Genomic DNA, 23043 nt, shown 5'->3' with positions numbered 1-23043 from the left:
TGCTCACGCAGCGCAGACGGCTGCCTGGGTACCTCGCCTCAGCATTTTCGCAATGTTGGATGCAGGCATCGGCCGACCGAAATAGTAGCCTTGCGTTTCGACGCACCCCTCTTCACGGAGGACGTCCAGCTGCTCCTTCGTTTCGACGCCTTCGGCGGTGGTCGTCTTGCCGAGGCTGACTGCGAAGCGAACGACTGCTCGCGCGAGATGGTGCGCGTCCGCCCTTGCGCTGGACAGTTCGTTGACGAAGCTGCGGTCGACCTTGATCTTGTCGAACGGAAATCTTTGCAGAAAGCTCAGCGACGAATAGCCGGTGCCGAAGTCGTCCAGGGCGATTCGCACGCCGAGCTCGCGCAGTTGACCAAGTGCTGCGAATACGGCTTCGCTGTCATGCATGATCACCGTCTCGGTGACCTCGAGCTCGAGCCGGTGTGGCGCAATTCCCGAACTCGCCAGTGCATCGACAATGACCGGAACAAGCTCCTTGCTCCTGAATTGAGCGGGAGACAGATTGATCGCGATCCTGAGATGGGCAGGCCATTTGGCGGCTTCCGCACACGCCGTCCTCAAGATCCATTCTCCCAGCGGCACGATCAAGCCGGCCTCCTCGGCGAGCGGAATGAATTCGCCGGGCAAGACCAGACCACGCCTCGGGTGATGCCAGCGCAGCAGGGCTTCGAAGCCGCGGATCTCGCCGGTCGCGGTATTGACGAATGGCTGGTAGTGCAGCTCGAATTCGCGGCCAGCAAGCGCATCCCGCATGTCGCGCTCCAGGTTGCGTCGCGCATGCATGAGCTGGTCGAGTTCCGGCTCGAAGAAGCGGAATGCGCCACGTCCACCGCTCTTGGCCGAGTAGAGGGCGAGATCCGCGCTCTTCATCAGCACGTCGGAATCACTGCCATCGCGCGGCGCGATGGCAATGCCGATGCTGGTGCCCACCGTGACCCGGTGATCGCCGAGATCAAAGGGTTCACAAAGCGCCTTTCTGATGTTCTCGGCGAGGGTGGCGGCCTCGACGGCCGGGTTGGTCACGTAGTCGATCACCGCGAACTCGTCGCCACCCAGTCGCGCGATCAGCGCGGTTTCCGTGGTGCACTCGCGCAGACGCGCAGAAACGGCGCGTAGCAGGGAATCGCCTGCCGGATGTCCAAGCGTATCGTTGACTTCCTTGAAGCGATCGAGGTCGAGCATGAGCACGGCCAGATCGACGCCGCCGCCACGCGTAACCGCAATGGCGTGCTCCATCCGCTCCCTGAGCAGCACGCGATTTGGCAGATCGGTCAACGCATCGTGTTGCGCCATATGAGCGATCCTCGCCTCGGACCGGCGTTGCTCGGTGACATCAAGATGCGTGGCCACCCACCCGCCGCCGGCCATTGGCTGTCGCGTCACGCAGATCAACCGGCCATCCGCGAACTCGTCGATTCTGCTCGAGACTGCATCGAACGGCAACGCTGCCAATTTCGACAGGAACTGCTCGGCTGCGCCCTCGCTGGTGTCGCTCTTGAGAATGCCGGTCACGACGCGATGCCTGATGATGTCGGCGTGCGGGGTCCCCGTTGTCAGCAGTTCCGGCGGCAACCGATAGAGCCGGGCATAGCGCTCGTTGCAGACCACAAGTCGCTTCTCCGCATCGAACATGCAGAGAGCCTCGACCATGTTGTTGATGGCCGTATCCAGCCTGAGCTTCTGGTCCTGCAGTTCGTTCTGCGAGCCTTCGAGCTGCTGCCGGGCGACCGAAAGCTGGTTGATGATCTCCTCGAACCTGGCGGTCCGGGTCGCCAGGCGACGATCGGCCAGCACGCCGATCAGGCTCATTCCCAGCACGGACAGCGCCACGCCGGCGATAGCAAGCGCGAGGAAGGCCGGAGAAAGCGAAAGGCTATCCGTCATCGCTCGCGTTGGATCTGGCGTGATCTGCACCGCCCCCATGGCGGTGAAGTGATGCGATACGATGGCGAGTGTCAGCAGGACTGCCGCCGCAAGCGTGCCCCGGTAGCCCTGGTACCTGAGCGCGACAGCTAGCGCGGCGCAGCCGAGACACATGCCTAGAATGATCGAGACGAACACGAGGTCCATCGACCAGGCGACTCGACCCGGCACTTCAAGTGCCCACATCCCGAGATAGTGCATGCTGGCAATGCCGCCGCCGATGATGACGCCCCCTGCCATCGCGCGCCACAGGCCGGAGGTGCCGACTGCAACGCCGAAGCCGACCGAGGTCAGGAGCATTGCCGCAGCGAGAGAAAACGCGGTCGGCACGATGCCGTAGCCCGTTGGAACGCCCGGCTCGTAGGCGAGCATCGCGACGAAATGCGTTGCCCAGATGCCGTATCCGATGGCCGCGCCGGCAATCGTGATCCAGATCCAGCGCCTTCTTGCGCGCGTCGCGATCGCACGATGAAAGATGCTGACCGCGACAATACTTGCAGCGAAGCAGACCAGACCAGCGAGTACAACGAGCCGCCAATCGTGCTCGACCGCAAGGCAGGAGAAAACGCGGAACATTCAGCAGCGCTCCATCGTCGATTGTTATCGATGGTGGATCGGCTAGACGCCATTCACGTTAATTTTGTGCCGTGCATGATTGCATGCTTACCGGCATGTTAACGGTACTCGTACAACTTGATCCGACGAACGGCCTGAGGCCATGCGGCGACCGTGCCCGAGCGGGGTGCAGGACGCGTGCAACGATCGGCAACGATATTTAGGAATGGCCGCGGATGCGCTTGCGCCCGGTGATCATCGCGCGGACCAGGCTCTCGCGTTGGAGTAGCCCCATCAGCACCACACCGAGCACGTGCAGCACGACCAGGACGATGACCGCGTCCGATGAATAATGGTGGGTGTCCTCGACCCACCAGACGCCGAAGAAGGTGGTGGTGACCGACATCGCGCCCGTAATCGTCGAGACGGCGAGCGAGGCCAGCAGCGCGACCAGCATCAGGGTGCCGGCGGGATTGAGCCCGATATAGCGGCCGGTGATGCCGCGGCGCAGATTCCAGAGATAGCTTGGCGCCGCCCGAAGCCTCACTCTGATCATGCGGAAGCGCGAATAGCGACTTCCCCAAAACCCCCAGGCCAGGCGAAAGGCGAGAAGTCCGAGCACCGCATAGCCGATGATGCGGTGAGTCCGGTCGTAAACGGTCGGCGTGAACCACGCGGCCAGAACGCTCGCCGCGAGAGCCCAGTGCCAGAGGCGCAGCGGGAGGTCCCAGACCGCGACCGTCCGCGAAGCGGTTCGATCCGCGGGGGTCCGGTCGGACACCCCGCGCGCTTTTGGCATCGCTTCTTCGATCAAGCGAAGACCATCCTCAAGCCTTGCTTTGCGCGGATCAATTCGCGCAGTTTACTTCGCGGTTTACTTGGCGATCGTGTGCTTCAGGCTGAGATCTTCGGGGCTGTAGAACAGCTCGTAAAGCTTGCCTTCCTTGACGCCGTAGACCTCATAGCAGGAGCCTTCGATCTTGGAGCGCCGCACCTCGTAGCCGAGCGCCTTGGCCTTGGCTTCGGCCTCGCTGGCCGGCTTCCATGACGCCTTGTCGAGCTTGGTGCAGTCCTTGAATCCGTCGGCCATGGCCGCCGACCCCATGCCCATTCCAACCGTCAGTGCAATGGCAACAACACGAATGACCTTCACGAACGTCTCCTCCTCTGTCGTGCGCGCTACGCGAGCCGCGAAGCCGGACTGAAGGAAGCAAAGGTGATGGTGAAGTCAATCCGGTACGGGGCCAATTGGATTTAGAGTTGTTCTAACGACCGCCAAAAGATCAGCGCTGTCCGCAGGCAGCCCTCCTTCGCAGGGGCGCTGCGGCCTTACGCCTCACGGCCGGGATGAACCGACTTTGTCAATTGCGCTAGGCCGCACTTCGCATTCCCGGCCTCCGGTGACGAGTGTCAGTGGATGCCTTTATCCCCCTCGATCCTGTGCAGCGATTAAGGCGGCGGATGTGTTGGCGCCTTGAGGGCCCTGCAGATCGAAGCCCAGGGTCGCAGTCATGCGTGGCTTGTCGTTTCGGCGCTCAGTAGCCGGCGACCGTCATCGCCACGACGGCGCTGAGCGCCATCCAGCCGAAATGCCGGCCGCGCGTGGCCCAGGCATTGGCGAAGGCGGCGAAACCGAGCACGCAGGCGAGCGTGATGACGATCCAGTGCCGCGCGGGCTCGGACGCCATCCAGGGAGTCGCGAGCAGCAAGACGCCGCCGCCGATCCACGCCACGGTCGAGGTCTGCCAGACCAGGCGGATCAGGGTGCGGAGCCGTTCAGGCTCGATGCGGGCATGGGCGAAGACCTTGGTCTCGCCGAGGACGCGATGAATGAGGGCTACGGCGATGGTGGCGAGGCCGGCGGATTGCAGCAAGAGATCACGCATCATCATCTCTCCATACAGTTATGTATGGAGGGATAGGCGCTGGCCTGCGGCCTGTCAATACACTAGTGTATGGTTCGCCTCCGGGAACCCGAGATGACCGAACAGCTCTCCGCCGACGACTGGATCAAGGAAGGTCTCAAGGCGCTCGCCAAAAGCGGCTTCACCGCGCTCAAGGCCGATCCGCTGGCAAAATCCATGGGCGTGTCGCGCGGCAGCTTCTATTGGCATTTCGCCGATCTCGGCGCGTTCCAGGCCGCCGTGCTGAAGCGCTGGCGCGAGATCGCGGCCGACCAGATCATCGCCGATGTCGAAGCCGCCGGCGACGAACCGCTCAAGGCGCTGCTGCGAAGGTCGTTCGGCGCGCGGCTCGAGCTCGAGCGCGCGGTACGCAATTGGGCGGCCTTCGATGCGGCCGCGCAAGGGGCCGTGCGCGCAATCGACCGCCGCCGGCTCGACTATATCGAGGGGCTGCTGGAAAAACGCGGACTCAAGGCGGCGCAGGCGCAGGCCCGGGCGCAGATCCTGTACTGGACCTTTCTCGGCTTTGCCCTGTCGGGCCCGCCGGTGCTGGCAGCACGGCTCCAGGCCCTGCTCGACGAGGTCTTGACGATGATCGCAGCCTGAGCCCGCGATGGGCGGACGCGAATTTCTGTGCTAGAGGCAAGCGATGCCGGAGACCCCAATGAACGCGCCTACCGAACGTCCCGAAGCCAGCGTCGATCCCAAATTGCTGGAGATTCTGGTCTGCCCGCTGACCAAGGGCCCGCTGGAGTTCGATTCCGCGAAGCAGGAGCTGATCTCGCGCAGCGCCAAGCTGGCTTATCCGATCCGTGACGGCATCCCGATCATGCTGCCGGAAGAGGCAAGAAAGATCGATTGAGGTCGTGACGACTGCCCCGGATTACGCTTCGCTCCATCCGGGCTACGAAGTTGGTGTGCGATAGCCGCGCAACATCCTCGGTGTCATCCTGGCGGAAGCCAGGACCCATAACCACCGAATTGCGTTGTTGTACGCGCTGGTAACTCCGAGTCCTCGCAACACTCTTGCTGCGGAGTATGGGTCCCGGCCTTCGCCGGGACGACGACGGGGTGTGTGGCGCCAGCGAAACCTACAACGCCTCGCCCTTCAGCAGCCGCGGCACCTCGCCCGTCAATCCCGCGGCCTGGCGGATGAAGAGGTTCTTCAGCGGCGGGGCGCGGTCGACGAGGCCGAGGCCGATGTCGCGGACGGTGCGCAGCAGCGTCGACTGGTTGGAGAACAGGAAGTTCAGCGAGTTGGTCGCAACGCCCATCGCCATGGTGTCGAAGCGGCGCCAGCGCTGGTAACGCTCGAGCACGTCGGCGGCGCCGAGATCCATGCCGAGCCGCGCGGCATCGACCACGACTTCGGCCAGCGCCGCGACATCCTTCAGCCCCATGTTGAGGCCCTGGCCCGCAATGGGATGGATGACATGCGCGGCATCGCCGACCAGCGCGAGGCGGGTGGCGATGAAGGAGCGCGCGACGAAATAGGACAGCGGAAACGCGCGCGGCTTGTCGAGCGCCTTCACCTCGCCGAGATGCAGGCCGAAACGCTGCTCGAGCTCGGCGTGAAACTCTTCGTCGCTGAGAGCAATGATGCGCGCGGCCTCAGCTCGCCGCTCGGTCCACACCAGCGACGAGCGTTTTCCCGAGAGCGGCAGGATCGCGAATGGGCCTGCCGGCAGAAAATGCTCTTCGGCGCGGCCCTGGTGATCACGCTCATGGCCGACCGTGACGACGATGCCGGATTGGTCATACTCCCAGCCATGGGTGGCGATGCCGGCGCGCTCGCGCAGCTTTGACCTCGCACCATCGGCGGCAACCAGCAGGCTGGCCGCGATGACGCTGCCGTCCCCGAGCGTCACGTCGATGCCCTCGGCGCGCGCATCGTAGGATGCGACCGTGGTGGCGCGCAGATCGATGCCCTCGGCCTCGGCACGCACCACCAGCGCATCAATCAGGCGGCGGTTCTCGACCATGTGCGCGAAGGGCTCGCCCGGCGCGACATCGCCGGCAAAATTGAGGAAGACCGGACGAGTGGCATCTTCGAGTTTCGAGTCTGTGACGACCATGTCGAGGATCGGCTGCGCCTCGCTCCTGACGTCGTCCCAGGCGCCGATCGCCTCGAACAGGCGACGGCAGGCGGCCACGATCGCGGTGGCGCGGGGGTCGCGGCTCGGCCGGGTGGCGAGCGCGGGGTCGGCGACGATGACGGGAATCTCGGGCCCGAGCCCCTGTCGCAGCGCCAGGGCCAGCGCAAGCCCTGCAAACGCGCCGCCACCAATGACAATGCTACCCTGTACCGACATACCCAAATTCCCGGTCAAATCCTGGTCTTGCTAGCAGACTTGAGGTGGGCGAAACAGTGCGGTGAAACAAGGGCGGAACGGCCCATTGTGTCATTCCGGACCATCCGCCCCGGAACGACGGCGAGAAAGCTCACTCCATGTCCAAAAGCCTGATCGACCTCATTTCGATCCTCGACCTCGAGCAGCTCGAGGTGAATCTGTTCCGGGGCAACAGCCCGAAGACCAGCTGGCAGCGGGTGTTCGGCGGCCAGGTGATCGGGCAGGCGATGGTCGCGGCCTGCCGCACGGTCGAGGGCCGGCTGCCGCATTCGCTGCACTGCTATTTCGTCCTGCCGGGCGATCCGCAGATCCCGATCATCTACCAGGTCGAACGCCTGCGCGACGGCAAGAGCTATTCGACCCGCCGCGTCACGGCGATCCAGCACGGCAACGCGATCTTCTCGATCATGGTGTCGTTCCACGCCGAAGAGGAGAGTGCGTTCGACCATCAGGACAAGATGCCCGACGTGCCACCGCCGGAGAAGCTCACGGCGGAGGAGGTGGCGAAGCAGCCGATGTTCAAGGAGATGCCGGAGTTCATCCGCCGCTATTATGAATCCGATCGTCCGATCGAGCTGCGTCCGGTCGAGCTCGGCCGTTATTTCGGCCAGAAGATCGACGACGGCCGCATCCACGTCTGGATCAAGACCGCCGCGAAGCTGCCCGACGATCCAGCGCTGCACATGTGCGCGCTCGCCTACGCCTCGGACTTCTCGCTGCTGGATGCAATCATGGCACGCTATGGCCGCACGCTGTTCGACAAGCGCATGATGCCGGCCAGCCTCGATCACGCGATGTGGTTTCACCGCCCGTTCCGCGCCGACGAATGGCTGCTCTACGCGCAGGATTCGCCGAGTGCGCGCGGCGGCCGCGGCCTGACCCGCGGCTCGATCTTCAAGCCGGACGGTACGCTGGTCGCCTCTGTCGCGCAGGAAGGCTCCGTGCGCGAACGGAAGTCCTAGGCATTGGCGGCAGTGCTGCGCTCAATGAGCACGAATTGCGCCATGGTCCAGGTGAAGTACCAGCGCAGCAGCCACGGAATCGGAATGATCAGCAGGCAGCCGAAACCGAATGCGAGGGTTCGCCACAATAGCTGAAGGCCCGTGCTGACGAATATCATCTCGCGCCGCGTTCCCACGATGTTTCGGCAAATCCACCGCATCCATGCGGCCATGACCCAGGCCCAGCCGATGATCGTGAACATGGCGAGAAACATCAGGAGCTGCCAGCCGATGAAGGCCCAGGGGCTGCCGTCGAACGTCATCGGAATCGGCTGACCGTTCGAACTGAGATTGGCGACCACCCAGCGCATGACCATCCAGGACAAGAAGGCCTGGAGTGGAATCGTCGCAAGCTGAAAGAGGTCGTGGACGAGACCCGCATAGCCCGCCAGCGCAACCGCGATGAAGACGTACCAGATATCGCCGACCTGGCCGGTGAAGCTGATGTTCGGCCGCTGCGGAACGTGAACGCGAGGGAAGAGCCAGCGGTAGTAGCCGGTGGCGGTCCAGGGCGCCGGCACCACGACGGCGTTGCCGATCACCAGCAGGATGCACCATCCCAGAAACGACCACAGCGGCAGGTCCACCGACAGCCGGCCTTTCGCGTCGCCGCTCGAAGCCACCGCCGGCGATCCACCGGGCACGAGACCGGGGACCGCGCCGGCCTTCTGCCAGCCCGTCATCCCTTCGCTCCAGACCAGCGTATCTGATCGCACGATTCCCCGAGCGATCAGATCGCGGAACTGCGGCTCCGGAAACGGACCCTTCTGCTGGCCTTCAGATGCGTGAAACCAGATTCGATTGGACATCCTGGCTGCTCGCTACCGAAAGCCAGCAGCCATCACATGGCCGCCTGCGACCCGCGCGGCGCAAGAACGGTCTCCGACGCGAACCAGTTCATGATCCAGCGATACACCCACGGAATCGGGATGATCAGACTGCACAGGATCGCGGCGACGATGCCGCGCCACAGGATGCCGAGACCACTGCCCTTGAACACGATTTCGCGCCGCGTGCCTTCGATGCTGCGGCAGAACCAGCGCATCTGGGCTGCGGCAACCCAGGCCCAACCGATGATGGTGATGATGGAGATCCCGAACAGCAGGCTCCAGCCGATATAGGCCCAGATCGAACCCGTGAAGCTCAAGCCCAGCGGCTGTCCGTTGGAGGCGAGGTTCGCGACCATCCATTTGATCAGGAGCCAGTAGAGCACGATCTGGACGATGAAGAGCAGATTGCTCAGCAGCTGGCTGCCGACGAAAGCTAGCGCGATGGCGAGAACGATGAAGCCGAAATACCACGGCACCAGCGTCATCGCACTGCCGGTGAAGCTGAGGTTCGGCCGCCCCGGGACCTTGACGCAGGACACGATCCATTGCGTGTACCAGACGAACGCCCACGGCGCCGGAATGACGAAGATCATTCCGATCATCAAGACGATGCTGCGCCAGGTGAACTCGAGGACGCCGAAATCGACCGCCAGCGATCCCGCCACTCCGCCTCCGCCGCCGGCATAACCACCGGAGCCCATCATCGGCGGGCCGCCCGCGGGGATCATTGGCGGCGCGCCGCCGCCCCCGACCAGGCCGGGGATTTCGGCGGCCTTTTGCCAGCCGGCCATGCCCTCGGTCCACACCAGCGTATCCGGGCGCACGACGCCCTGGGCGACGAGATCGCGGAATTGCCCTTCCGGAAAGGGCCCCTGCTGCTTGCCCTCGGATGCGTAGAACCAACTCGCCATGAAGCGTCCCCTCAAAATACTTATGTACCGCTTGGCAGGCGCGGGTTCACCGCATCCATGCCAAAAATGCATTGTGAAGGATGAACGGATGCCCTGTACAGAGGCGGCCGTTCATAAGCTCAAACGTTTTTCCGCTTCAGTCTGCAACTTTTTTGTGCCATTTGCCCGGAAAGATGCCAGATTGACGCTGCGCCGGGGACATACGGCGCGGCGCATCCCGGGGAATAGGCCTGACCATGAAACTCGTCGTCGCGATCATCAAACCTTTCAAGCTCGATGAGGTCCGCCAGGCCCTGACGGCGATCGGCGTCCACGGCATGACCGTGACCGAGGTGAAGGGTTATGGCCGGCAAAAGGGCCACACCGAAATCTATCGCGGCGCCGAATATGTCGTGAACTTCCTGCCGAAGCTGCGCATCGAGATCGCGGTCGCCTCCGACGTCGCCGACAAGGCGGTCGCCGTGATCACCTCGACCGCGCGCACCGGGCAGATCGGCGACGGCAAGATCTTCGTCACGCCGATCGACCACGCGCTGCGCATCCGCACCGGCGAGACCGACAGCGACGCGCTCTAGATTTTGTTTTGACGCGTTTTCTTCACGCGAACCGATATCCACTTCGCTTGAAAACGCTTTGATCTTCTTCGATCGCACCGGGCAACGACGCCACAATGTGCGACGCCAATTGATGCCGGGGGGAACGACATGGCGGGATATTTGCGCCGCGCAGCTGCCATGGCTGCGCCGATCGGACTTGTGTCGATCATGGCTTCGCCGGCGCGCGCCGCGGCCTCCGAGATCAACACCGCCGACACCGCCTGGATGATCGTCGCCACCGCGCTGGTGCTGATGATGACGATCCCGGGCCTGGCGCTGTTCTATTCCGGCATGGTGCGCAAGAAGAACGTGCTCGCCACCATGGCGCAGAGCCTCGCCGCCGTGACTTTGATCTCCATTCTCTGGGTCGCGTTCGGCTATTCGCTGTGCTTCGTCGGCGACGGCCCGTGGATCGGCACGCTCGACCGCTGGTTTCTCGCCGGCATGACCATGGACAGCGTCAACCCGGCCGCGAAGACCATCCCGGAAGCGCTGTTCATGCTGTACCAGATGACCTTTGCCATCATCACGGTGGCGCTGGTCGCGGGCTCGGTCGCCGACCGGATGCGGTTCTCCGCCTATCTCCTGTTCTCGGTCGCCTGGTTCATCTTCGTCTACATTCCGCTGGCGCATTGGGTGTGGGGCGGCGGCTTCCTCAACAGCTTGGGCGTGCTGGATTTCGCCGGCGGTCTCGTGGTGCATCTGTCGGCCGGCACCGGCGGCCTCGTTGCGGCAAAGGTGATGGGGCGCCGTCACGGCTACGGCACCGAAAATCTCTCGCCGTTCGATCTTTCGCTCGCGGTGATGGGCACCGGCCTGTTGTGGGTCGGCTGGTTCGGCTTCAACGGCGGCTCGGCGGGCGCGGCCAATTCACGCGCCGTAATGGCGATCATCGCGACCCATCTTGCCGCCTGCTCCGGCGCGCTGACCTGGGGCGCGATCGAGTGGTCGACGCGGCGCAAGCCGTCCGTGCTCGGCATGATTTCCGGCGCGGTGGCCGGGCTCGGCACCATCACGCCGGCCTCCGGCTTCGTCGCACCCTGGCACGGCATCGTCATCGGCATCATTGCGGGGGCGGTTTGCTATTGGGCCTGCACCTGGCTGAAGCATCGCTTCAACTATGACGATTCGCTCGACGTGTTCGGCGTCCACGGCATCGGCGGCCTGACCGGAACCCTGCTCGCCGGCGTGTTCGCAACCAGCGCCATCGGCGGCACCGCCGGCCTGCTGGAGGGCCACCCGCAGCAGCTCCTGATCCAGTTCTATGGCGTCGCCGTCACCTTCGTCTGGTCGGCTGGCCTGAGCTTCATCCTGCTCAAGCTGGTCGGCCTGTTCGTGCCCTTGCGCGTATCCCGTGAGCACGAACTCGAGGGGCTCGATATTTCGCAGCACGGCGAAGCCCTGCAGTAAGCGGCGACGCTACTCAATTACCTCTACACTGCCCGACGCATGAGCAATATTGTGTCGGCAGCCTGTCATGCTCGCATTTTGAGCAGGCATGACCACGTTTTGGGCGCGACGGAATAGCGCACTGCACTGCAATACGCGTTCATCGCGAAAACACCCGTTTTCATAGTCCGTTAGGCAATGCGCCCGATCTGGCACGGCATTTGATTCTAAGGGTCCAGGCTGTGCCCGCGTAGTGAACTTTCTCCCTCGTGGCGAACCAGTCGAGAACGCCCGGCCACGTCCGGACCGGGCCCAAGCGGGGATAGGACCCATGAAAATTGTTATGGCGATTATCAAGCCATTCAAGCTGGAAGAAGTCCGTGACGCCCTGACCGCCATCGGCGTTCACGGTCTCACGGTGACGGAAGTCAAGGGATATGGCCGCCAGAAGGGCCATACGGAAATCTATCGCGGCGCCGAATATGCCGTGAGCTTCCTGCCCAAGATCAAGATCGAGGTCGCTGTCGCCTCCGACCAGGTCGACAAGACCATCGACGCCATCACGTCCGCCGCGAAAACCGGACAGATCGGCGACGGCAAGATCTTCGTCATCAACCTCGACCACGCGGTGCGCATCCGCACCGGCGAGGCCGATGCCGCGGCCCTTTGATTTCGCGCTCAACCTTTATCCAATCAGGAGTGAATAATATGACGTTCAAGCGTCCCTATGGCGCGGGATTGGCGGCTCTCGCAGTCGGCCTGTTCGCTGCGACCGCAGCCTACGCCGAGCCAACGGTCAACAAGGGAGACAACGCCTGGATGCTGACATCGACAGTGCTGGTGCTGTTGATGACGATCCCCGGCCTCGCGCTGTTCTACGGCGGTCTCGTCCGTTCCAAGAACATGCTCTCCGTCCTGATGCAGGTGTTCTACACCGTCTGCGTCGTCACCGTGATCTGGGCCGTGTACGGCTACAGCCTCACCTTCACCGGCGGTTCCGACTTCATCGGCGGCTTCTCCAAGGCCTTCATGATGGGCGTCACCACCGATACGAAGGCCGCGACCTTCTCGGTCGACGCCAACATCTCGGAGCTCATCTATGTGTGCTTCCAGATGACCTTCGCGGCAATCACGCCCGCCCTCATCGTCGGCGCCTTCGCCGAGCGCATGAAGTTCTCGGCGATCGCCCTGTTCATCCCGCTCTGGGTCACGCTGATTTACTTCCCGATCGCGCACATGGTCTGGTACTGGCAGGGTCCGGACCTGATCCAGGATGCGGCCAAGGCGCTCGCTGCTGCCACTGATGCGGCCGCGAAGACCGCGGCGCAGGCCAAGCTCGACGAGATTAATGCCGACGCCGGCTGGATCTTCAAGAAGGGCGCGATCGACTTCGCGGGCGGCACCGTGGTGCACATCAACGCCGGCATCGCAGGCCTCGTCGGCGCTCTCCTGATCGGCAAGCGCGTCGGCTACGGCAAGGAGCTGATGGCCCCGCACTCGCTGACCATGTCGATGATCGGCGCCTCGCTGCTCTGGGTCGGCTGGTTCGGCTTCAACGCCGGCTCCAACCTCGAAGCCAATGGCGGCGCCGCCCTCGCCATGACCAACTCCTTCGTCGCCACCGCAGCCGCCGCGCTGTCGTGGATGTTCGCGGAGTGGATCATCAAGGGTCACCCGTCGGTGCTCGGCGTCATCTCCGGCGCTGTCGCGGGCCTCGTGGCGGTCACCCCTGCGGCCGGCTACTCCGGCGTTATGGGCGCGATCGTCCTCGGCCTCATCGTCGGCGTAGTCTGCCTGTTCTTCTGCACCGTCGTGAAGAACGCACTCGGCTACGATGACAGCCTCGACGTGTTCGGCGTGCACTGCGTCGGCGGCATCGTCGGCGCCATCGGCACCGGCATCCTCGTCAACCCCGCCCTCGGTGGCGCTGGCGTCATGGACTACACCGCGATCCCGCCGAAGGTCGGCGACTACGACTTCGCGGCGCAGATGATGTCCCAGATCTGGGGCGTCGGCACCACGCTGGTGTGGTCGGGCATCGGTTCGGCGATCCTCTACAAGGTCGTCGACGTGATCGTTGGGCTGCGGACCAATGTCGAGAGCGAGCGTGAAGGCCTCGACATCACCGAGCACACCGAGCGCGCCTACAACATGTAAGTCTCCTCCCGGGCGCGGTCTCCTCGGAGACCACGTCCAGAACTACGGTTCGGGCACATACCCGGCAATGCCCTGACCGTTGAGGGGCTCCAGCGCAAGCTGGAGCCCCTTTCTTTTTGGCAGGGTGCTTTTTGATTTCACAGCCAAGAAAAGGATTGCCATTCCGCACCGCCGGCGCAGAAATATCGACCACAAGAAACGATAATCGGGGAGGTCGTCATGCGCTTGGAAGGCGGATGCTATTGCGGCGAAGTGCGTTACAAAGCCGAAGGTGATCCGATGATGCAGGCCCAGTGTCATTGCCGCGAGTGCCAGTACATCTCGGGCGGCGCACCCAACACCTTCATCGCGATGCCGGTGGCCGGCTTCAGCTACACCCTGGGGCAGCCCAAGCAGTTCACGCGCAAGGATCTCGAACGCGCCGTCACGCGCGAATTCTGCGCCGAATGCGGCACCCATCTGGTGACCAAGGTTCCAGGACTGCCGGCGGTGGTCGTGAAGGTCGGCACGCTGGATGATCCGACCCAGTTCCATCCGCAGATGGCGATCTACACCTGCGACATCCAAGAATTCCATGCGATCCCGGCGGGCATGAAGATATTCGAGAAGCTGCCGGGGCGCTGAAGTTCGAATCAAACCAAGGTGACGGTGCGCTCCCGCTTGCGGGGGAGGGCGGGGTGGGGGTGCCTCCGCGGGTGAGAACCCCCAAGAGGAGAGAGCCCTCACCCGGCGCTACGCGCCGACCTCTCCCGCAAGCGGGAGAGGTTGGGGGCCTCGCATCCCGTTGTTATCCGGCCTCATTATTCCTGCTCTGGACGGACCCGCCCGCCGATGGTTAATCGCGTCTTAACCTCGCCCTATCTATGGTGAACTGAACCGCTTCCCGCCGGGGCCTTCGCGCGACCGGCTGTTCCGAGAGTGCTGGCGCCCAGAATGGTCATGACCGCTTCATCCCGTGCGCCACAGGCCAGTGGAAGCTCCGATACCGGACGCTCGCCCTTCGTCCGGCTGAACGAGCTGCTGGCGCCGCATCAACCCGGCAAGCCCTTGATTTCGCTCGCGGTCGGCGAGCCGCAGCACCACGTGCCCGATTTCGTCGGCCCGGTGCTGGCCAAGCACATCGCCGATTTCGGCCGCTACCCGATGAATCAGGGCACTGACCCGTTCCGCCAGGCCGCGAGCGCCTGGCTGTCGTCGCGCTTCAAGCTGCCGCGACCGCTCGACCCCAAGAGCGAGATGCTCGTCCTCAATGGCAGCCGCGAGGGGCTGTTCCTCGCCGCGATCGCGGCCGTCCGCTATGTCGGCCCGCGCCCCGGCAAACCGGCGATCCTGATGCCGAACCCGTTCTATCCGGTCTACGGCGCCGGCGCGGGTGCTGCAGCGTGCGAACCGGTGTACCTGCCGACCACGGTCGAGAACGGCTTCCTGCCTGACCTCGATGCCATCGACGAGGCGACGCTGGCGCGCACGGTGGCATTCTATCTGGCCTCCCCCGCCAATCCGCAGGGCTCGGTCGCCTCGCGTGACTACTTCACGCGCCTGAAGAGCCTCGCCGATCGCTACGGCTTCATGGTCCTCAGCGACGAATGCTATTCGGAGATCTATACCCGCGAAGCGCCGGGCAGTGCGCTCGAATGCGCCGGCCCCGATTTCACCCGCGTGGCTGCGTTCCAGTCACTGTCGAAGCGCTCCAACCTGCCGGGCCTGCGCGTCGGCTTTGCCGCCGGCGACAAGAAATTCATCGGCATGTTCCTGGAGCTGCGCAACATCGCGGCGCCGCAGGTGCCGGTGCCGCTACAGCATGTCGCGACCTTTGCCTATGGCGACGAGGCGCATGTCGAGGAGAACCGCCGGCTCTACCGGATCAAGTTCGATCTCGCCGACCAGATCATCGGCAACCGCTACGGCTATCGCCGGCCTGATGCCGGCTTCTGCGTCTGGCTCAACACGTCCGAGATTGGAGATGACGTGTCGGTGACGCTGAAACTCTTCAAGGAAGCAGGCGTGCGCGTGGTGCCCGGCAGCTTTTTGGCGCGGCAACAGCCCGACGGCTTCAATCCCGGTGCAGGCTATATTCGCCTGGCGCTGGTGCAAGATGGCGAGACCACGGCGCAGGCGCTGCACCGGCTGGTCGAGACTCTGGGTTAGGCGGGGCCCATGAGCATGTCGGCAATCGAACGTGTCATTCCACTGGTCGGCCATCTGCCGCCCTCGATCCGCGAGGGACTGGCGCGGCGCGTGCGCGAGCTCACCGGCTTCGGCCTGATCGCGTTGTCGGGCGTTGCCTCGGCAGCGCTGATGACCTGGTCGGTGCAGGACCCCAGCCTGAGCCACGCGACCTCGAGGCCGATCCGCAACATTCTCGGTTATGCCGGCGCGATCGGCGCCGACCTTGCGATGCAGATTCTCGGGCTCGGCGCCATCATGCTGGTCCTGACCGTCGCGGTCTGGGGCTGGCGCATGATGACCCACCGCCCGTTCGACCGCGAGGCGCTCCGGCTCGGCTCCTGGATTCTCTGCACGGTGATCGCGGCAGGCTTCGTCAGCTGCTGGCCGCATGGCGGCGCCTGGCCGCTGCCGACCGGCCTCGGCGGCGTGGTCGGCGATGCGCTCGTACGCGCGCCCGCAGTGATTTTCGGGCCGGCCGGCACGATCTATCGCATCGTGCTGGGCACGATCCTGTTCGCTGCGATGGCCGCGACATTCCTGATCGCATGCGGTCTTGGCGCCCGCGAGCACGACGACGAGCTCTCGGAGATCGAGGACGACGACAAGCCGCTCGACGAAGACGAGGAGAACGATCGGGGCTCGGTGTCGCTGGGCTGGCTGTTCCATGCGCTGATGAGCACGAAGGCGCGGCTGATCTGGCTATGCGGTGCCGCTTACCGCTCGCTGGTCTCTAGCGGTCCGAAGACCAAGGCCGTCGCGTTCAGCCGCCAGGAGCCGAATCTGGGCGGCGGCCGCGCCGCGCCCTCGATCTCGCCGCAGTCCGAGGACGAGGACTACGAGGATCAGCACGAGGAAGAGGAAGAAGACGAGGAGGAAGAGGAGGAGCCCGCCGCGCGCGCCCCGCGCAAGAAGGCTGCCCCGAAAGCCGCCGCAAAGAAATCCTCCGACAAGTTCGAGCTTCCGTCCGTCTCCGTGCTGGCCGCGCCCAAGGCCGGCGATCGCCAGCCGCTCAGCAAGGCCGAGCTGGAAGCCAATTCGCGTTCCCTTGAAGGCGTGCTCCAGGACTTTGGCGTGCGCGGCGAGATCGTCAAAGCCAATCCGGGCCCCGTGGTCACGCTGTACGAGCTCGAGCCGGCGCCCGGCATCAAATCGTCGCGCGTGATCGGGCTTGCCGACGACATCGCCCGCTCGATGAGCGCGCTGTCGGCGCGCGTCGCCGTCGTGCCCGGCCGTAACGCCATCGGCATCGAGCTGCCGAACGCGCATCGCGAAAAGGTCTATCTGCGCGAGCTGCTGATCGCCAAGGAAGCCACCGAGACGGTGGCGAAGCTGCCGCTCTGCCTCGGCAAGACCATCGGCGGCGATCCTGTGATCATCGACCTCGCGCGCACGCCGCACATGCTGATCGCCGGCACCACCGGCTCCGGCAAATCGGTCGCCATCAACACCATGATCCTCAGCCTGGTCTACCGGCTGCGTCCGGACCAGTGCCGCCTGATCATGGTCGATCCGAAGATGCTCGAACTCTCCGTCTATGACGGCATTCCCCATCTGCTCACGCCCGTCGTGACCGATCCGAAGAAGGCGGTGGTCGCGCTGAAATGGGCCGTGCGCGAGATGGAGGAGCGCTACAAGAACATGGCCAAGCTCGGTGTGCGCAACATCGACGGCTATAACACGCGTCTGCTCGAATTGAAGGCCAAGGGCGAAGAGCCGACGCGCACGGTGCACACCGGCTTCGACAAGGAAACCGGCAAGGCGATCTACGAGGAAGAGAAGCTCTCGCTCGATCCGCTGCCCTACATCGTCATCATCGTCGACGAAATGGCCGACCTGATGATGGTCGCCGGCAAGGACATCGAAGGCGCGGTGCAGCGCCTCGCGCAGATGGCGCGCGCCGCGGGCCTGCACGTGATCCTCGCGACGCAGCGTCCGTCGGTCGACGTCATCACCGGCACCATCAAGGCGAACTTCCCGACCCGCATCGCCTTCCAGGTGACGTCCAAGATCGACAGCCGCACCATTCTGGGCGAGATGGGCGCCGAGCAGCTGCTCGGCCAGGGCGACATGCTCTACATGGCGGGCGGCGGCCGCATCAGCCGCGTGCACGGACCTTTCGCCTCCGACGACGAAGTCGAGAAGGTGGTGCGTCACCTCAAGACGCAGGGCCAGCCGGAATATCTCGAAGCCGTCACGGCCGAAGAGCCCACCGAGGACGAGGACGGTGCGGTGTTCGACGCCACCGGCATGGGTGGCGATGGCGGCGGCGACCTCTTCCAGCAGGCCGTTGCGATCGTCAAGCGCGACCGCAAGGCCTCGACCAGCTACATCCAGCGCCGCCTGCAGATCGGCTATAACCGCGCCGCATCCTTGATGGAGCGCATGGAACTGGAAGGCATCGTCGGACCCGCCAACCACGCCGGCAAGCGCGAGATTCTGGTCGAGGAAGAAGACAGCCATATGTGAGGCAGCCGCCTCCAGACATCATTTCACGCGAAATCGTTATCTGCTTTTGCCCGAAATCACGCTAAAAGACGCCCAGCCACGTTAGGACGACGCGTTGATCAGACATCCGGACATTCGATTCGCTGCCACCATCGCTGCGCGAAGCGCGCGCGTGGCCGGCGTGCTTCTCGTCACCGCTGCGATGGTGACGGCGTCCTCGTTCGCGCAGAACGTTCCAGTGCCGAAACCCGCGCCGAAGGGCCGCGACGGCGGAACGTCCGCCGGCGGGCCCGCTGTCACCGGCGCGACTCAGGCGCCGCCGAATCCGGTGATCCCGGATCCGCGCCGCAACGTGCCTAGCAGCATCTTCCAGACCTTCGATGCCAACCAGAAGGCGCAGGCGGCCAAGGTCAGTGCCTATCTGTCGTCGCTGTCGACGCTGGTCGGGAATTTTGTCCAGGTCGGCCCCGACGGCAGCAAGACGCAAGGCGATTTCTACATCCAGAAACCGGGCAAGGTGCGCTTCGAATATGACGCGCCGAGCCCGATCGACATTGTCGCCGACGGATCCTCGCTGGTGGTGCGCGACCGCAAGCTCGCGACCCAGGACGTCTATCCGCTGTCGCAGACGCCGCTGCGTTTCCTGCTGTCGGATCGCATCGACCTGATGAAGGACACCAATGTCGTTGGCGTCTCGGCCGACGACGTCTTCGTCAGCGTCACCATCGAGGAGAAGCAGGCGCTGGTCGGCACCAGCCGCCTCCTCTTGATGTTCGGCGCCAAGGACGGTCAGTTGAAGCAATGGACCGTCACCGATCCGCAGGGCTACGACACCACGATCGCGGTCTACAATCTGGACTCGAGCAAGAAGCTCGATCCCGGCATGTTCAAGATCGATTTCACCAATTACGGCCCGGCACCGGGATAGGTCTCGTAGGGTGGGTAAAGGCGCACTTGCGCCGTGCCCACGATCTCTCGCCTCATGGCAGGCACGTGGGCACGCTTCGCTTTGCCCACCCTACGAGAGCGCGCTGTGGACAAGCATTTTCCCCGCGCCAATCCATGCTAAGACGCATCCTCCATGCGTTTTTCCCTGACAACCTGGAACATCAATTCGGTGCGGCTGCGCATCGATCTGGTCGCGAAATTCCTCAAGAGCGCGCGGCCGGACGTGCTGTGCCTGCAGGAGACCAAGTGCATCGACGATGCCTTTCCGCTGAAGCGCTTCAAGCGGCTCGGCTATGAGCACATCGCGCTGAACGGGCAGAAGGGCTATCACGGCGTCGCCATCGTCTCGAAGATTCCGTTCGAATCGACGGACATCCGCACCTTCTGCGACAAGGTGGATTCGCGTCACATCTCCGTATCGTTCGGCGAGAAGGCCAACGTCGCAAAGCCGCTGGTCGTGCATAATTTCTACGTGCCCGCCGGCGGCGACATTCCCGATCCCGCGCTGAACGAGAAGTTCGACCACAAGCTTCGCTTCCTCGACGAGATGACGGCGTGCGAGCCGTTGCATCCGCGCGGGGAGGATCGCCACATCCTGGTCGGCGATCTCAACGTCGCCCCGCATGAGAACGACGTGTGGTCGCACAAGCAGCTTCTGAAGGTGGTCTCGCACACGCCGATCGAAACCGAGAAGCTGCAGGCCGCGCTGGCCGCCGGCGAATGGATCGACGTCGCGCGCGAGCGGATTCCGATGTCGGAAAAAGTCTACACGTGGTGGAGCTACCGCTCCGCCGACTGGACCGTCGGCGATCGCGGCCGCAGGCTCGACCACATCTGGGTCTCGCGCGCGTTGAAGGATGCGGTCAGCGATTTCAGGATTCTTCGCGATGCGCGGAGCTGGGAGCGGCCGTCGGACCACGTGCCTGTCACGGTGACGCTGGAGGTGTGACCTCCCGTAGCCCGGATGGAGCGCAGCGAAATCCGGGACAGTTTTTCCGCACGCCAGAATCCCGGATTGCGCTGCGCTTCATCCGGGCTACGACGTCAGCTCGTCAGCTTCGCACCCGCCATCAGGATGTCACTGGCGATCTGGCTGGAGCGGACCGCGAATTCATCGCGCAGCCGAACCGCTGCGGCGGGGTCGCTTTCGAGCACGCGCTGAAACAGGCTGCGTGCGACGCGGATGACGGAGGAATGCTCCAGCGCGATCGCGCTCGACGGCCGCTTCATCGGCACCACCAGCGCAAGCTCGCCGATCAGCGCGCCGGGACCTGCGATCATCTCGGCGCCGGCGCCGTCATCGACCCGGAAGGCACCGCGCTGGACCACGAAGCCGGCATCGGCGTCATCGCCGAGATTGAACAGGGTATCGCCGCGGACGAAGTTACGCTGCTCGGAGCCGATCGCCAGCATGCGCAACGAGGCGTCTCCCAACAGGCGCAATGTCGGGACACGCTCGAGAAGCGCTACGTCGTCGTCGATTGACATTCAGATCCGAGGCTCAAAGGCATGCGATCTAAAACGATTCGCACGCCCTTCGAGCGTATCACGGCACCAGCTTGTAGCCACCGGCTTCCGTGACCAGGATTTCCGGGTTGGCGGCATCCTTCTCGATCTTCTGGCGGAGGCGATAGATGTGGGTTTCCAGCGTGTGGGTGGTGACGCCGGAATTATAGCCCCAGACCTCCTGGAGCAGGGTCTCGCGCGAGACCGGCATCTGGCCGGCGCGGTAGAGGAAGCGGAGGATCGCGGTCTCCTTCTCCGTCAGCCGCACCTTGCGCGCATTGGCGGCGGTGAGCATCTTGGAGCCGGGCCGGAAGGAGTAGGGGCCGACCGAGAACACCGCGTCCTCGCTGGCCTCGTGCTGGCGCAGCTGGGCGCGGATGCGGGCCAGCAGAACGGCGAAACGAAAGGGCTTTGCCACATAGTCGTTGGCACCGGATTCAAGCCCCAAAATCGTATCGGAATCGGTGTCGTGCCCGGTCAGCATGATGATCGGAGCCTTGAAGCCGCCCTTGCGCAAGGAGCGGACCACTTCGCGGCCGTCGGTGTCGGGCAGGCCGACGTCCATCAGGACGAGATCGGGGGCATTGGCCTTGGCCGCGCTCGCGCCTTTGGCGCCGGTATCGACCGCGGAAGCTTCGAATTCTTCGTGTAGCGATAATTGCTCCACCAACGTGTCGCGCAGATCGGTATCGTCATCCACGATCAGGATCTTGCGGGCATTGGCCATAGGGGGTCATCCTTTTGGGGTCCGGCTCGGCGCGCATCCTTGCTGCACCCAGCCGTGAGGGGAAGTTTAGGGGTCGCCGTTATTATTGTTGTTCGTGTTGAAGTAGTGGGCTGTTACCGATTCACAAGCCAGAAGCACTCTAACTCAGAATAGCAGGCCGGTTTGATGAATGTCCTGTAATGAATTCGACATTGCACGTTCACATGAAAAATAAAGCAGCTTCAGTCAGTTACACCAAGAATCGAAGCGCCGGACCGCTCTCTGTGATCCGCGTTAAGCCTGCGGCCGGGAATCCGCGCCGAGGCTGGCTGACGGCGGGATCGCTGACCATACCGGTTGCGCTGGGGCGGGGCGGCATCCTGGCCAACAAGCGCGAGGGCGACGGCGGCACCCCCAGGGGCAGCTTCCGTCCCAGGCGCTTGTGGTGGCGGGGCGACCGGCACAGCCGTCCGCAAAGCTTCCTGCCGGTCCGGATCATCACCGCAGAAGACGCCTGGTGCGAGGACCCCAGGGATCGCCATTACAACCAGGGAATCCGGCTCGACGAGGGGCAGGGCGGTGACCGGCTCAAGCGGGCCGACCATCTCTATGACTTCATCATCGAAATCGACCACAACACGCGACCGCGGGTCGCCGGCCGCGGCAGCGCGGTATTCTTGCACCTGGCCCGCGACAATTTCGGCCCGACCGCGGGCTGCGTCTCCATGACGAAATCTGCGATGCTGCAATTGCTGCGGCGATTGGGGCCACGAACAACAATCATCATCGGGTGAGGATGCATGCTCGACAGGGATCATATCGCGGCCGCCTCGCGCACCCTCGTTCAACATTGGCGCGACGGCACCAAGCTTGAGGTGCTGGAGCCGCAGCTGCGGCCGCAGAGCCGCACGGAGGGCTACGCCATCCAGGCCGGGCTCGAAACATTGTCGCGCGGGACATTGCTCGGCTGGAAGATCGCGGCCACGAGCGTATCAGGACAGAAGCACATCAACGTCACGGGACCGCTGGCCGGTCGCATCATGAGCGACACCGTGATCGCCGATGGCGGGACTGCGTCGATGAAGGGCAACGAGATGCGCGTCGGCGAACCTGAATTCGCCTTCCGCATGGGCCGCGATCTGCCGCCGCGTGCAACGCCCTACAGCGTCGATGAGGTGCTCGCCGCCGTCGACACCTTCCATCCTGCGATCGAGATTCCCGATTCGCGGTTTGCCGATTTCGCCAGTGCGGGCGAGGCGCAGCTGATCGCCGACAATGCCTGCGCGCATCTGTTCGTGCTGGGCGCGGCGACGACTGCGAACTGGCGTGGGATGGATCTCGTCGAGGAGCGGCCAAAGATTATGCTGCGCGGCGAGCGCTATGTCGGCCACGGCAAGAACGTGCTCGGCGATCCCCGCGTAGCGCTCGCCTGGCTCGCCAATGAGCTGCGCGGGCTTGGACTGACCTTGCGGGCAGGGGAGGTGGTGACCACAGGCACGTGCCATCCGCCGCTGCCGATCCAGGCCGGCGATCATCTCGCGGCGGACTTTGGCGTGCTCGGGAAGGTATCGGTGGGGTTTGTGTAGGCCCGACCCACTCCGCCGTCGTCCCTGCGAACGCAGGGACCCATAACCCCAGGGAGA

Annotated in this window: 23 protein-coding genes; 14 read left to right on the top strand and 9 right to left on the bottom strand. The window is 64.1% G+C overall.

Annotated features, from left to right (window positions below):
• Nucleotides 1–3 precede the first annotated feature (3 nt).
• The 4 genes from A3AS_RS0142965 to A3AS_RS0142950 all read right to left on the bottom strand — a co-directional run bounded on the left by A3AS_RS0142965 (nucleotide 4) and on the right by A3AS_RS0142950 (nucleotide 4373).
• Nucleotides 4–2508 carry an EAL domain-containing protein gene (locus A3AS_RS0142965; protein ID WP_018323573.1) on the bottom strand — a complete coding sequence of 835 codons (2505 nt, stop codon included), beginning with the start codon at nucleotides 2506–2508 and terminating at the stop codon, nucleotides 4–6.
• A 199-nt stretch (nucleotides 2509–2707) separates the two neighbouring features.
• The gene (locus A3AS_RS0142960; protein WP_018323572.1) at nucleotides 2708–3301 is read right to left on the bottom strand and encodes a cytochrome b/b6 domain-containing protein; all 594 of its coding nucleotides are present in this window, start codon (nucleotides 3299–3301) and stop codon (nucleotides 2708–2710) included.
• A 60-nt stretch (nucleotides 3302–3361) separates the two neighbouring features.
• Nucleotides 3362–3640, bottom strand: a complete 279-nt coding sequence (locus tag A3AS_RS0142955; protein ID WP_018323571.1) for a PepSY domain-containing protein — start codon at nucleotides 3638–3640, stop codon at nucleotides 3362–3364.
• 382 nt (nucleotides 3641–4022) lie between these two features.
• Nucleotides 4023–4373, bottom strand: coding sequence for a hypothetical protein (locus A3AS_RS0142950; RefSeq protein ID WP_026202949.1), 351 nt, complete (start codon nucleotides 4371–4373; stop codon nucleotides 4023–4025).
• A gap of 93 nt (nucleotides 4374–4466) precedes the next feature.
• On the opposite strand from A3AS_RS0142950, the gene A3AS_RS0142945 reads away from it, so the two are divergent.
• Both A3AS_RS0142945 and A3AS_RS0142940 read left to right on the top strand, forming a co-directional pair.
• Entirely contained in the window at nucleotides 4467–4997 is a 531-nt protein-coding gene (locus A3AS_RS0142945) for a TetR/AcrR family transcriptional regulator (protein ID WP_026202948.1), read from the top strand.
• A 58-nt stretch (nucleotides 4998–5055) separates the two neighbouring features.
• Nucleotides 5056–5253, top strand: coding sequence for a Trm112 family protein (locus A3AS_RS0142940; protein ID WP_007598651.1), 198 nt, complete (start codon nucleotides 5056–5058; stop codon nucleotides 5251–5253).
• A gap of 229 nt (nucleotides 5254–5482) precedes the next feature.
• Here A3AS_RS0142940 and A3AS_RS0142935 read toward each other — a convergent pair whose 3' ends face one another.
• Nucleotides 5483–6703 (bottom strand): ubiquinone biosynthesis hydroxylase, encoded by a 1221-nt coding sequence (locus tag A3AS_RS0142935; RefSeq protein WP_018323568.1) that lies wholly within the window; start codon nucleotides 6701–6703, stop codon nucleotides 5483–5485.
• A 137-nt stretch (nucleotides 6704–6840) separates the two neighbouring features.
• On the opposite strand from A3AS_RS0142935, the gene tesB reads away from it, so the two are divergent.
• Complete coding sequence (tesB, locus tag A3AS_RS0142930; protein WP_018323567.1) at nucleotides 6841–7704, top strand: acyl-CoA thioesterase II; 864 nt, start codon at nucleotides 6841–6843, stop codon at nucleotides 7702–7704.
• On the opposite strand, the gene A3AS_RS0142925 is transcribed toward tesB, so the two are convergent.
• Nucleotides 7701–8552, bottom strand: a complete 852-nt coding sequence (locus A3AS_RS0142925; protein ID WP_018323566.1) for a DUF4339 domain-containing protein — start codon at nucleotides 8550–8552, stop codon at nucleotides 7701–7703. The two genes, tesB and A3AS_RS0142925, sit on opposite strands and share 4 nt — an antisense overlap.
• 32 nt (nucleotides 8553–8584) lie before the next feature.
• On the bottom strand, nucleotides 8585–9484 hold the full coding sequence (locus A3AS_RS0142920; protein ID WP_018323565.1) for a DUF4339 domain-containing protein: 900 nt from the start codon (nucleotides 9482–9484) through the stop codon (nucleotides 8585–8587).
• Between the two features lie 236 nt (nucleotides 9485–9720).
• On the opposite strand from A3AS_RS0142920, the gene A3AS_RS0142915 reads away from it, so the two are divergent.
• The 9 genes from A3AS_RS0142915 (at nucleotide 9721) to xth (ending at nucleotide 20137) form a co-directional block, all read left to right on the top strand.
• On the top strand, nucleotides 9721–10059 hold the full coding sequence (locus tag A3AS_RS0142915) for a P-II family nitrogen regulator (RefSeq protein WP_018323564.1): 339 nt from the start codon (nucleotides 9721–9723) through the stop codon (nucleotides 10057–10059).
• A gap of 129 nt (nucleotides 10060–10188) precedes the next feature.
• Complete coding sequence (locus tag A3AS_RS0142910; RefSeq protein ID WP_018323563.1) at nucleotides 10189–11490, top strand: ammonium transporter; 1302 nt, start codon at nucleotides 10189–10191, stop codon at nucleotides 11488–11490.
• Between the two features lie 310 nt (nucleotides 11491–11800).
• The gene (locus tag A3AS_RS0142905) at nucleotides 11801–12139 is read left to right on the top strand and encodes a P-II family nitrogen regulator (protein ID WP_008142813.1); all 339 of its coding nucleotides are present in this window, start codon (nucleotides 11801–11803) and stop codon (nucleotides 12137–12139) included.
• A 38-nt stretch (nucleotides 12140–12177) separates the two neighbouring features.
• A complete protein-coding gene (locus tag A3AS_RS0142900) occupies nucleotides 12178–13626 on the top strand; it encodes an ammonium transporter (RefSeq protein ID WP_018323562.1) in 1449 nt (482 codons plus the stop codon).
• A 219-nt stretch (nucleotides 13627–13845) separates the two neighbouring features.
• A complete protein-coding gene (locus A3AS_RS0142895; protein ID WP_018323561.1) occupies nucleotides 13846–14250 on the top strand; it encodes a GFA family protein in 405 nt (134 codons plus the stop codon).
• 309 nt (nucleotides 14251–14559) lie between these two features.
• Nucleotides 14560–15774, top strand: a complete 1215-nt coding sequence (locus A3AS_RS0142890; RefSeq protein ID WP_018323560.1) for an aminotransferase class I/II-fold pyridoxal phosphate-dependent enzyme — start codon at nucleotides 14560–14562, stop codon at nucleotides 15772–15774.
• 9 nt (nucleotides 15775–15783) lie between these two features.
• On the top strand, nucleotides 15784–18261 hold the full coding sequence (locus tag A3AS_RS0142885; RefSeq protein ID WP_018323559.1) for a DNA translocase FtsK: 2478 nt from the start codon (nucleotides 15784–15786) through the stop codon (nucleotides 18259–18261).
• A gap of 151 nt (nucleotides 18262–18412) precedes the next feature.
• A complete protein-coding gene (locus tag A3AS_RS0142880; RefSeq protein ID WP_026202947.1) occupies nucleotides 18413–19168 on the top strand; it encodes an outer membrane lipoprotein carrier protein LolA in 756 nt (251 codons plus the stop codon).
• 153 nt (nucleotides 19169–19321) lie between these two features.
• Nucleotides 19322–20137, top strand: a complete 816-nt coding sequence (gene xth / locus A3AS_RS0142875; RefSeq protein ID WP_018323557.1) for an exodeoxyribonuclease III — start codon at nucleotides 19322–19324, stop codon at nucleotides 20135–20137.
• A gap of 95 nt (nucleotides 20138–20232) precedes the next feature.
• Here the strand turns inward: xth and A3AS_RS0142870 are convergent, their stop codons facing one another.
• Entirely contained in the window at nucleotides 20233–20676 is a 444-nt protein-coding gene (locus A3AS_RS0142870; protein ID WP_018323556.1) for a cyclic nucleotide-binding domain-containing protein, read from the bottom strand.
• Between the two features lie 58 nt (nucleotides 20677–20734).
• Nucleotides 20735–21421 carry a response regulator transcription factor gene (locus A3AS_RS0142865; protein ID WP_007598630.1) on the bottom strand — a complete coding sequence of 229 codons (687 nt, stop codon included), beginning with the start codon at nucleotides 21419–21421 and terminating at the stop codon, nucleotides 20735–20737.
• A gap of 179 nt (nucleotides 21422–21600) precedes the next feature.
• On the opposite strand from A3AS_RS0142865, the gene A3AS_RS0142860 reads away from it, so the two are divergent.
• Together A3AS_RS0142860 and A3AS_RS0142855 are read left to right on the top strand one after the other, a co-directional pair.
• Nucleotides 21601–22194 (top strand): L,D-transpeptidase family protein, encoded by a 594-nt coding sequence (locus A3AS_RS0142860; RefSeq protein ID WP_018323555.1) that lies wholly within the window; start codon nucleotides 21601–21603, stop codon nucleotides 22192–22194.
• 6 nt (nucleotides 22195–22200) lie between these two features.
• Nucleotides 22201–22986, top strand: coding sequence for a 2-keto-4-pentenoate hydratase (locus tag A3AS_RS0142855; RefSeq protein WP_018323554.1), 786 nt, complete (start codon nucleotides 22201–22203; stop codon nucleotides 22984–22986).
• The last annotated feature ends 57 nt before the right edge of the window (nucleotides 22987–23043 follow it).

This window comes from Bradyrhizobium sp. WSM2793 (genome assembly GCF_000379585.1).
In the GTDB taxonomy this organism is placed as follows: domain Bacteria; phylum Pseudomonadota; class Alphaproteobacteria; order Rhizobiales; family Xanthobacteraceae; genus Bradyrhizobium.
The sequence above is the reverse complement of the archived record's forward strand: the minus strand, read 5'-3'. Positions and strand labels throughout refer to the sequence as shown.

Bases quoted from the DNA above. Each gene is read 5' to 3' on its own strand.
- A3AS_RS0142965 (WP_018323573.1), bottom strand. From the start codon at position 2,508: ATGTTCCGCGTTTTCTCCTGCCTTGCGGTCGAGCACGATTGGCGGCTC.
- A3AS_RS0142950 (WP_026202949.1), bottom strand. From the start codon at position 4,373: ATGCGTGATCTCTTGCTGCAATCCGCCGGCCTCGCCACCATCGCCGTA.
- A3AS_RS0142945 (WP_026202948.1), top strand. From the start codon at position 4,467: ATGACCGAACAGCTCTCCGCCGACGACTGGATCAAGGAAGGTCTCAAG.
- A3AS_RS0142940 (WP_007598651.1), top strand. From the start codon at position 5,056: ATGAACGCGCCTACCGAACGTCCCGAAGCCAGCGTCGATCCCAAATTG.
- A3AS_RS0142935 (WP_018323568.1), bottom strand. From the start codon at position 6,703: ATGTCGGTACAGGGTAGCATTGTCATTGGTGGCGGCGCGTTTGCAGGG.
- tesB (WP_018323567.1), top strand. From the start codon at position 6,841: ATGTCCAAAAGCCTGATCGACCTCATTTCGATCCTCGACCTCGAGCAG.
- A3AS_RS0142925 (WP_018323566.1), bottom strand. From the start codon at position 8,552: ATGTCCAATCGAATCTGGTTTCACGCATCTGAAGGCCAGCAGAAGGGT.
- A3AS_RS0142920 (WP_018323565.1), bottom strand. From the start codon at position 9,484: ATGGCGAGTTGGTTCTACGCATCCGAGGGCAAGCAGCAGGGGCCCTTT.
- A3AS_RS0142915 (WP_018323564.1), top strand. From the start codon at position 9,721: ATGAAACTCGTCGTCGCGATCATCAAACCTTTCAAGCTCGATGAGGTC.
- A3AS_RS0142910 (WP_018323563.1), top strand. From the start codon at position 10,189: ATGGCGGGATATTTGCGCCGCGCAGCTGCCATGGCTGCGCCGATCGGA.
- A3AS_RS0142905 (WP_008142813.1), top strand. From the start codon at position 11,801: ATGAAAATTGTTATGGCGATTATCAAGCCATTCAAGCTGGAAGAAGTC.
- A3AS_RS0142900 (WP_018323562.1), top strand. From the start codon at position 12,178: ATGACGTTCAAGCGTCCCTATGGCGCGGGATTGGCGGCTCTCGCAGTC.
- A3AS_RS0142895 (WP_018323561.1), top strand. From the start codon at position 13,846: ATGCGCTTGGAAGGCGGATGCTATTGCGGCGAAGTGCGTTACAAAGCC.
- A3AS_RS0142890 (WP_018323560.1), top strand. From the start codon at position 14,560: ATGGTCATGACCGCTTCATCCCGTGCGCCACAGGCCAGTGGAAGCTCC.
- A3AS_RS0142885 (WP_018323559.1), top strand. From the start codon at position 15,784: ATGAGCATGTCGGCAATCGAACGTGTCATTCCACTGGTCGGCCATCTG.
- xth (WP_018323557.1), top strand. From the start codon at position 19,322: ATGCGTTTTTCCCTGACAACCTGGAACATCAATTCGGTGCGGCTGCGC.
- A3AS_RS0142870 (WP_018323556.1), bottom strand. From the start codon at position 20,676: ATGTCAATCGACGACGACGTAGCGCTTCTCGAGCGTGTCCCGACATTG.
- A3AS_RS0142865 (WP_007598630.1), bottom strand. From the start codon at position 21,421: ATGGCCAATGCCCGCAAGATCCTGATCGTGGATGACGATACCGATCTG.
- A3AS_RS0142860 (WP_018323555.1), top strand. From the start codon at position 21,601: ATGAATTCGACATTGCACGTTCACATGAAAAATAAAGCAGCTTCAGTC.
- A3AS_RS0142855 (WP_018323554.1), top strand. From the start codon at position 22,201: ATGCTCGACAGGGATCATATCGCGGCCGCCTCGCGCACCCTCGTTCAA.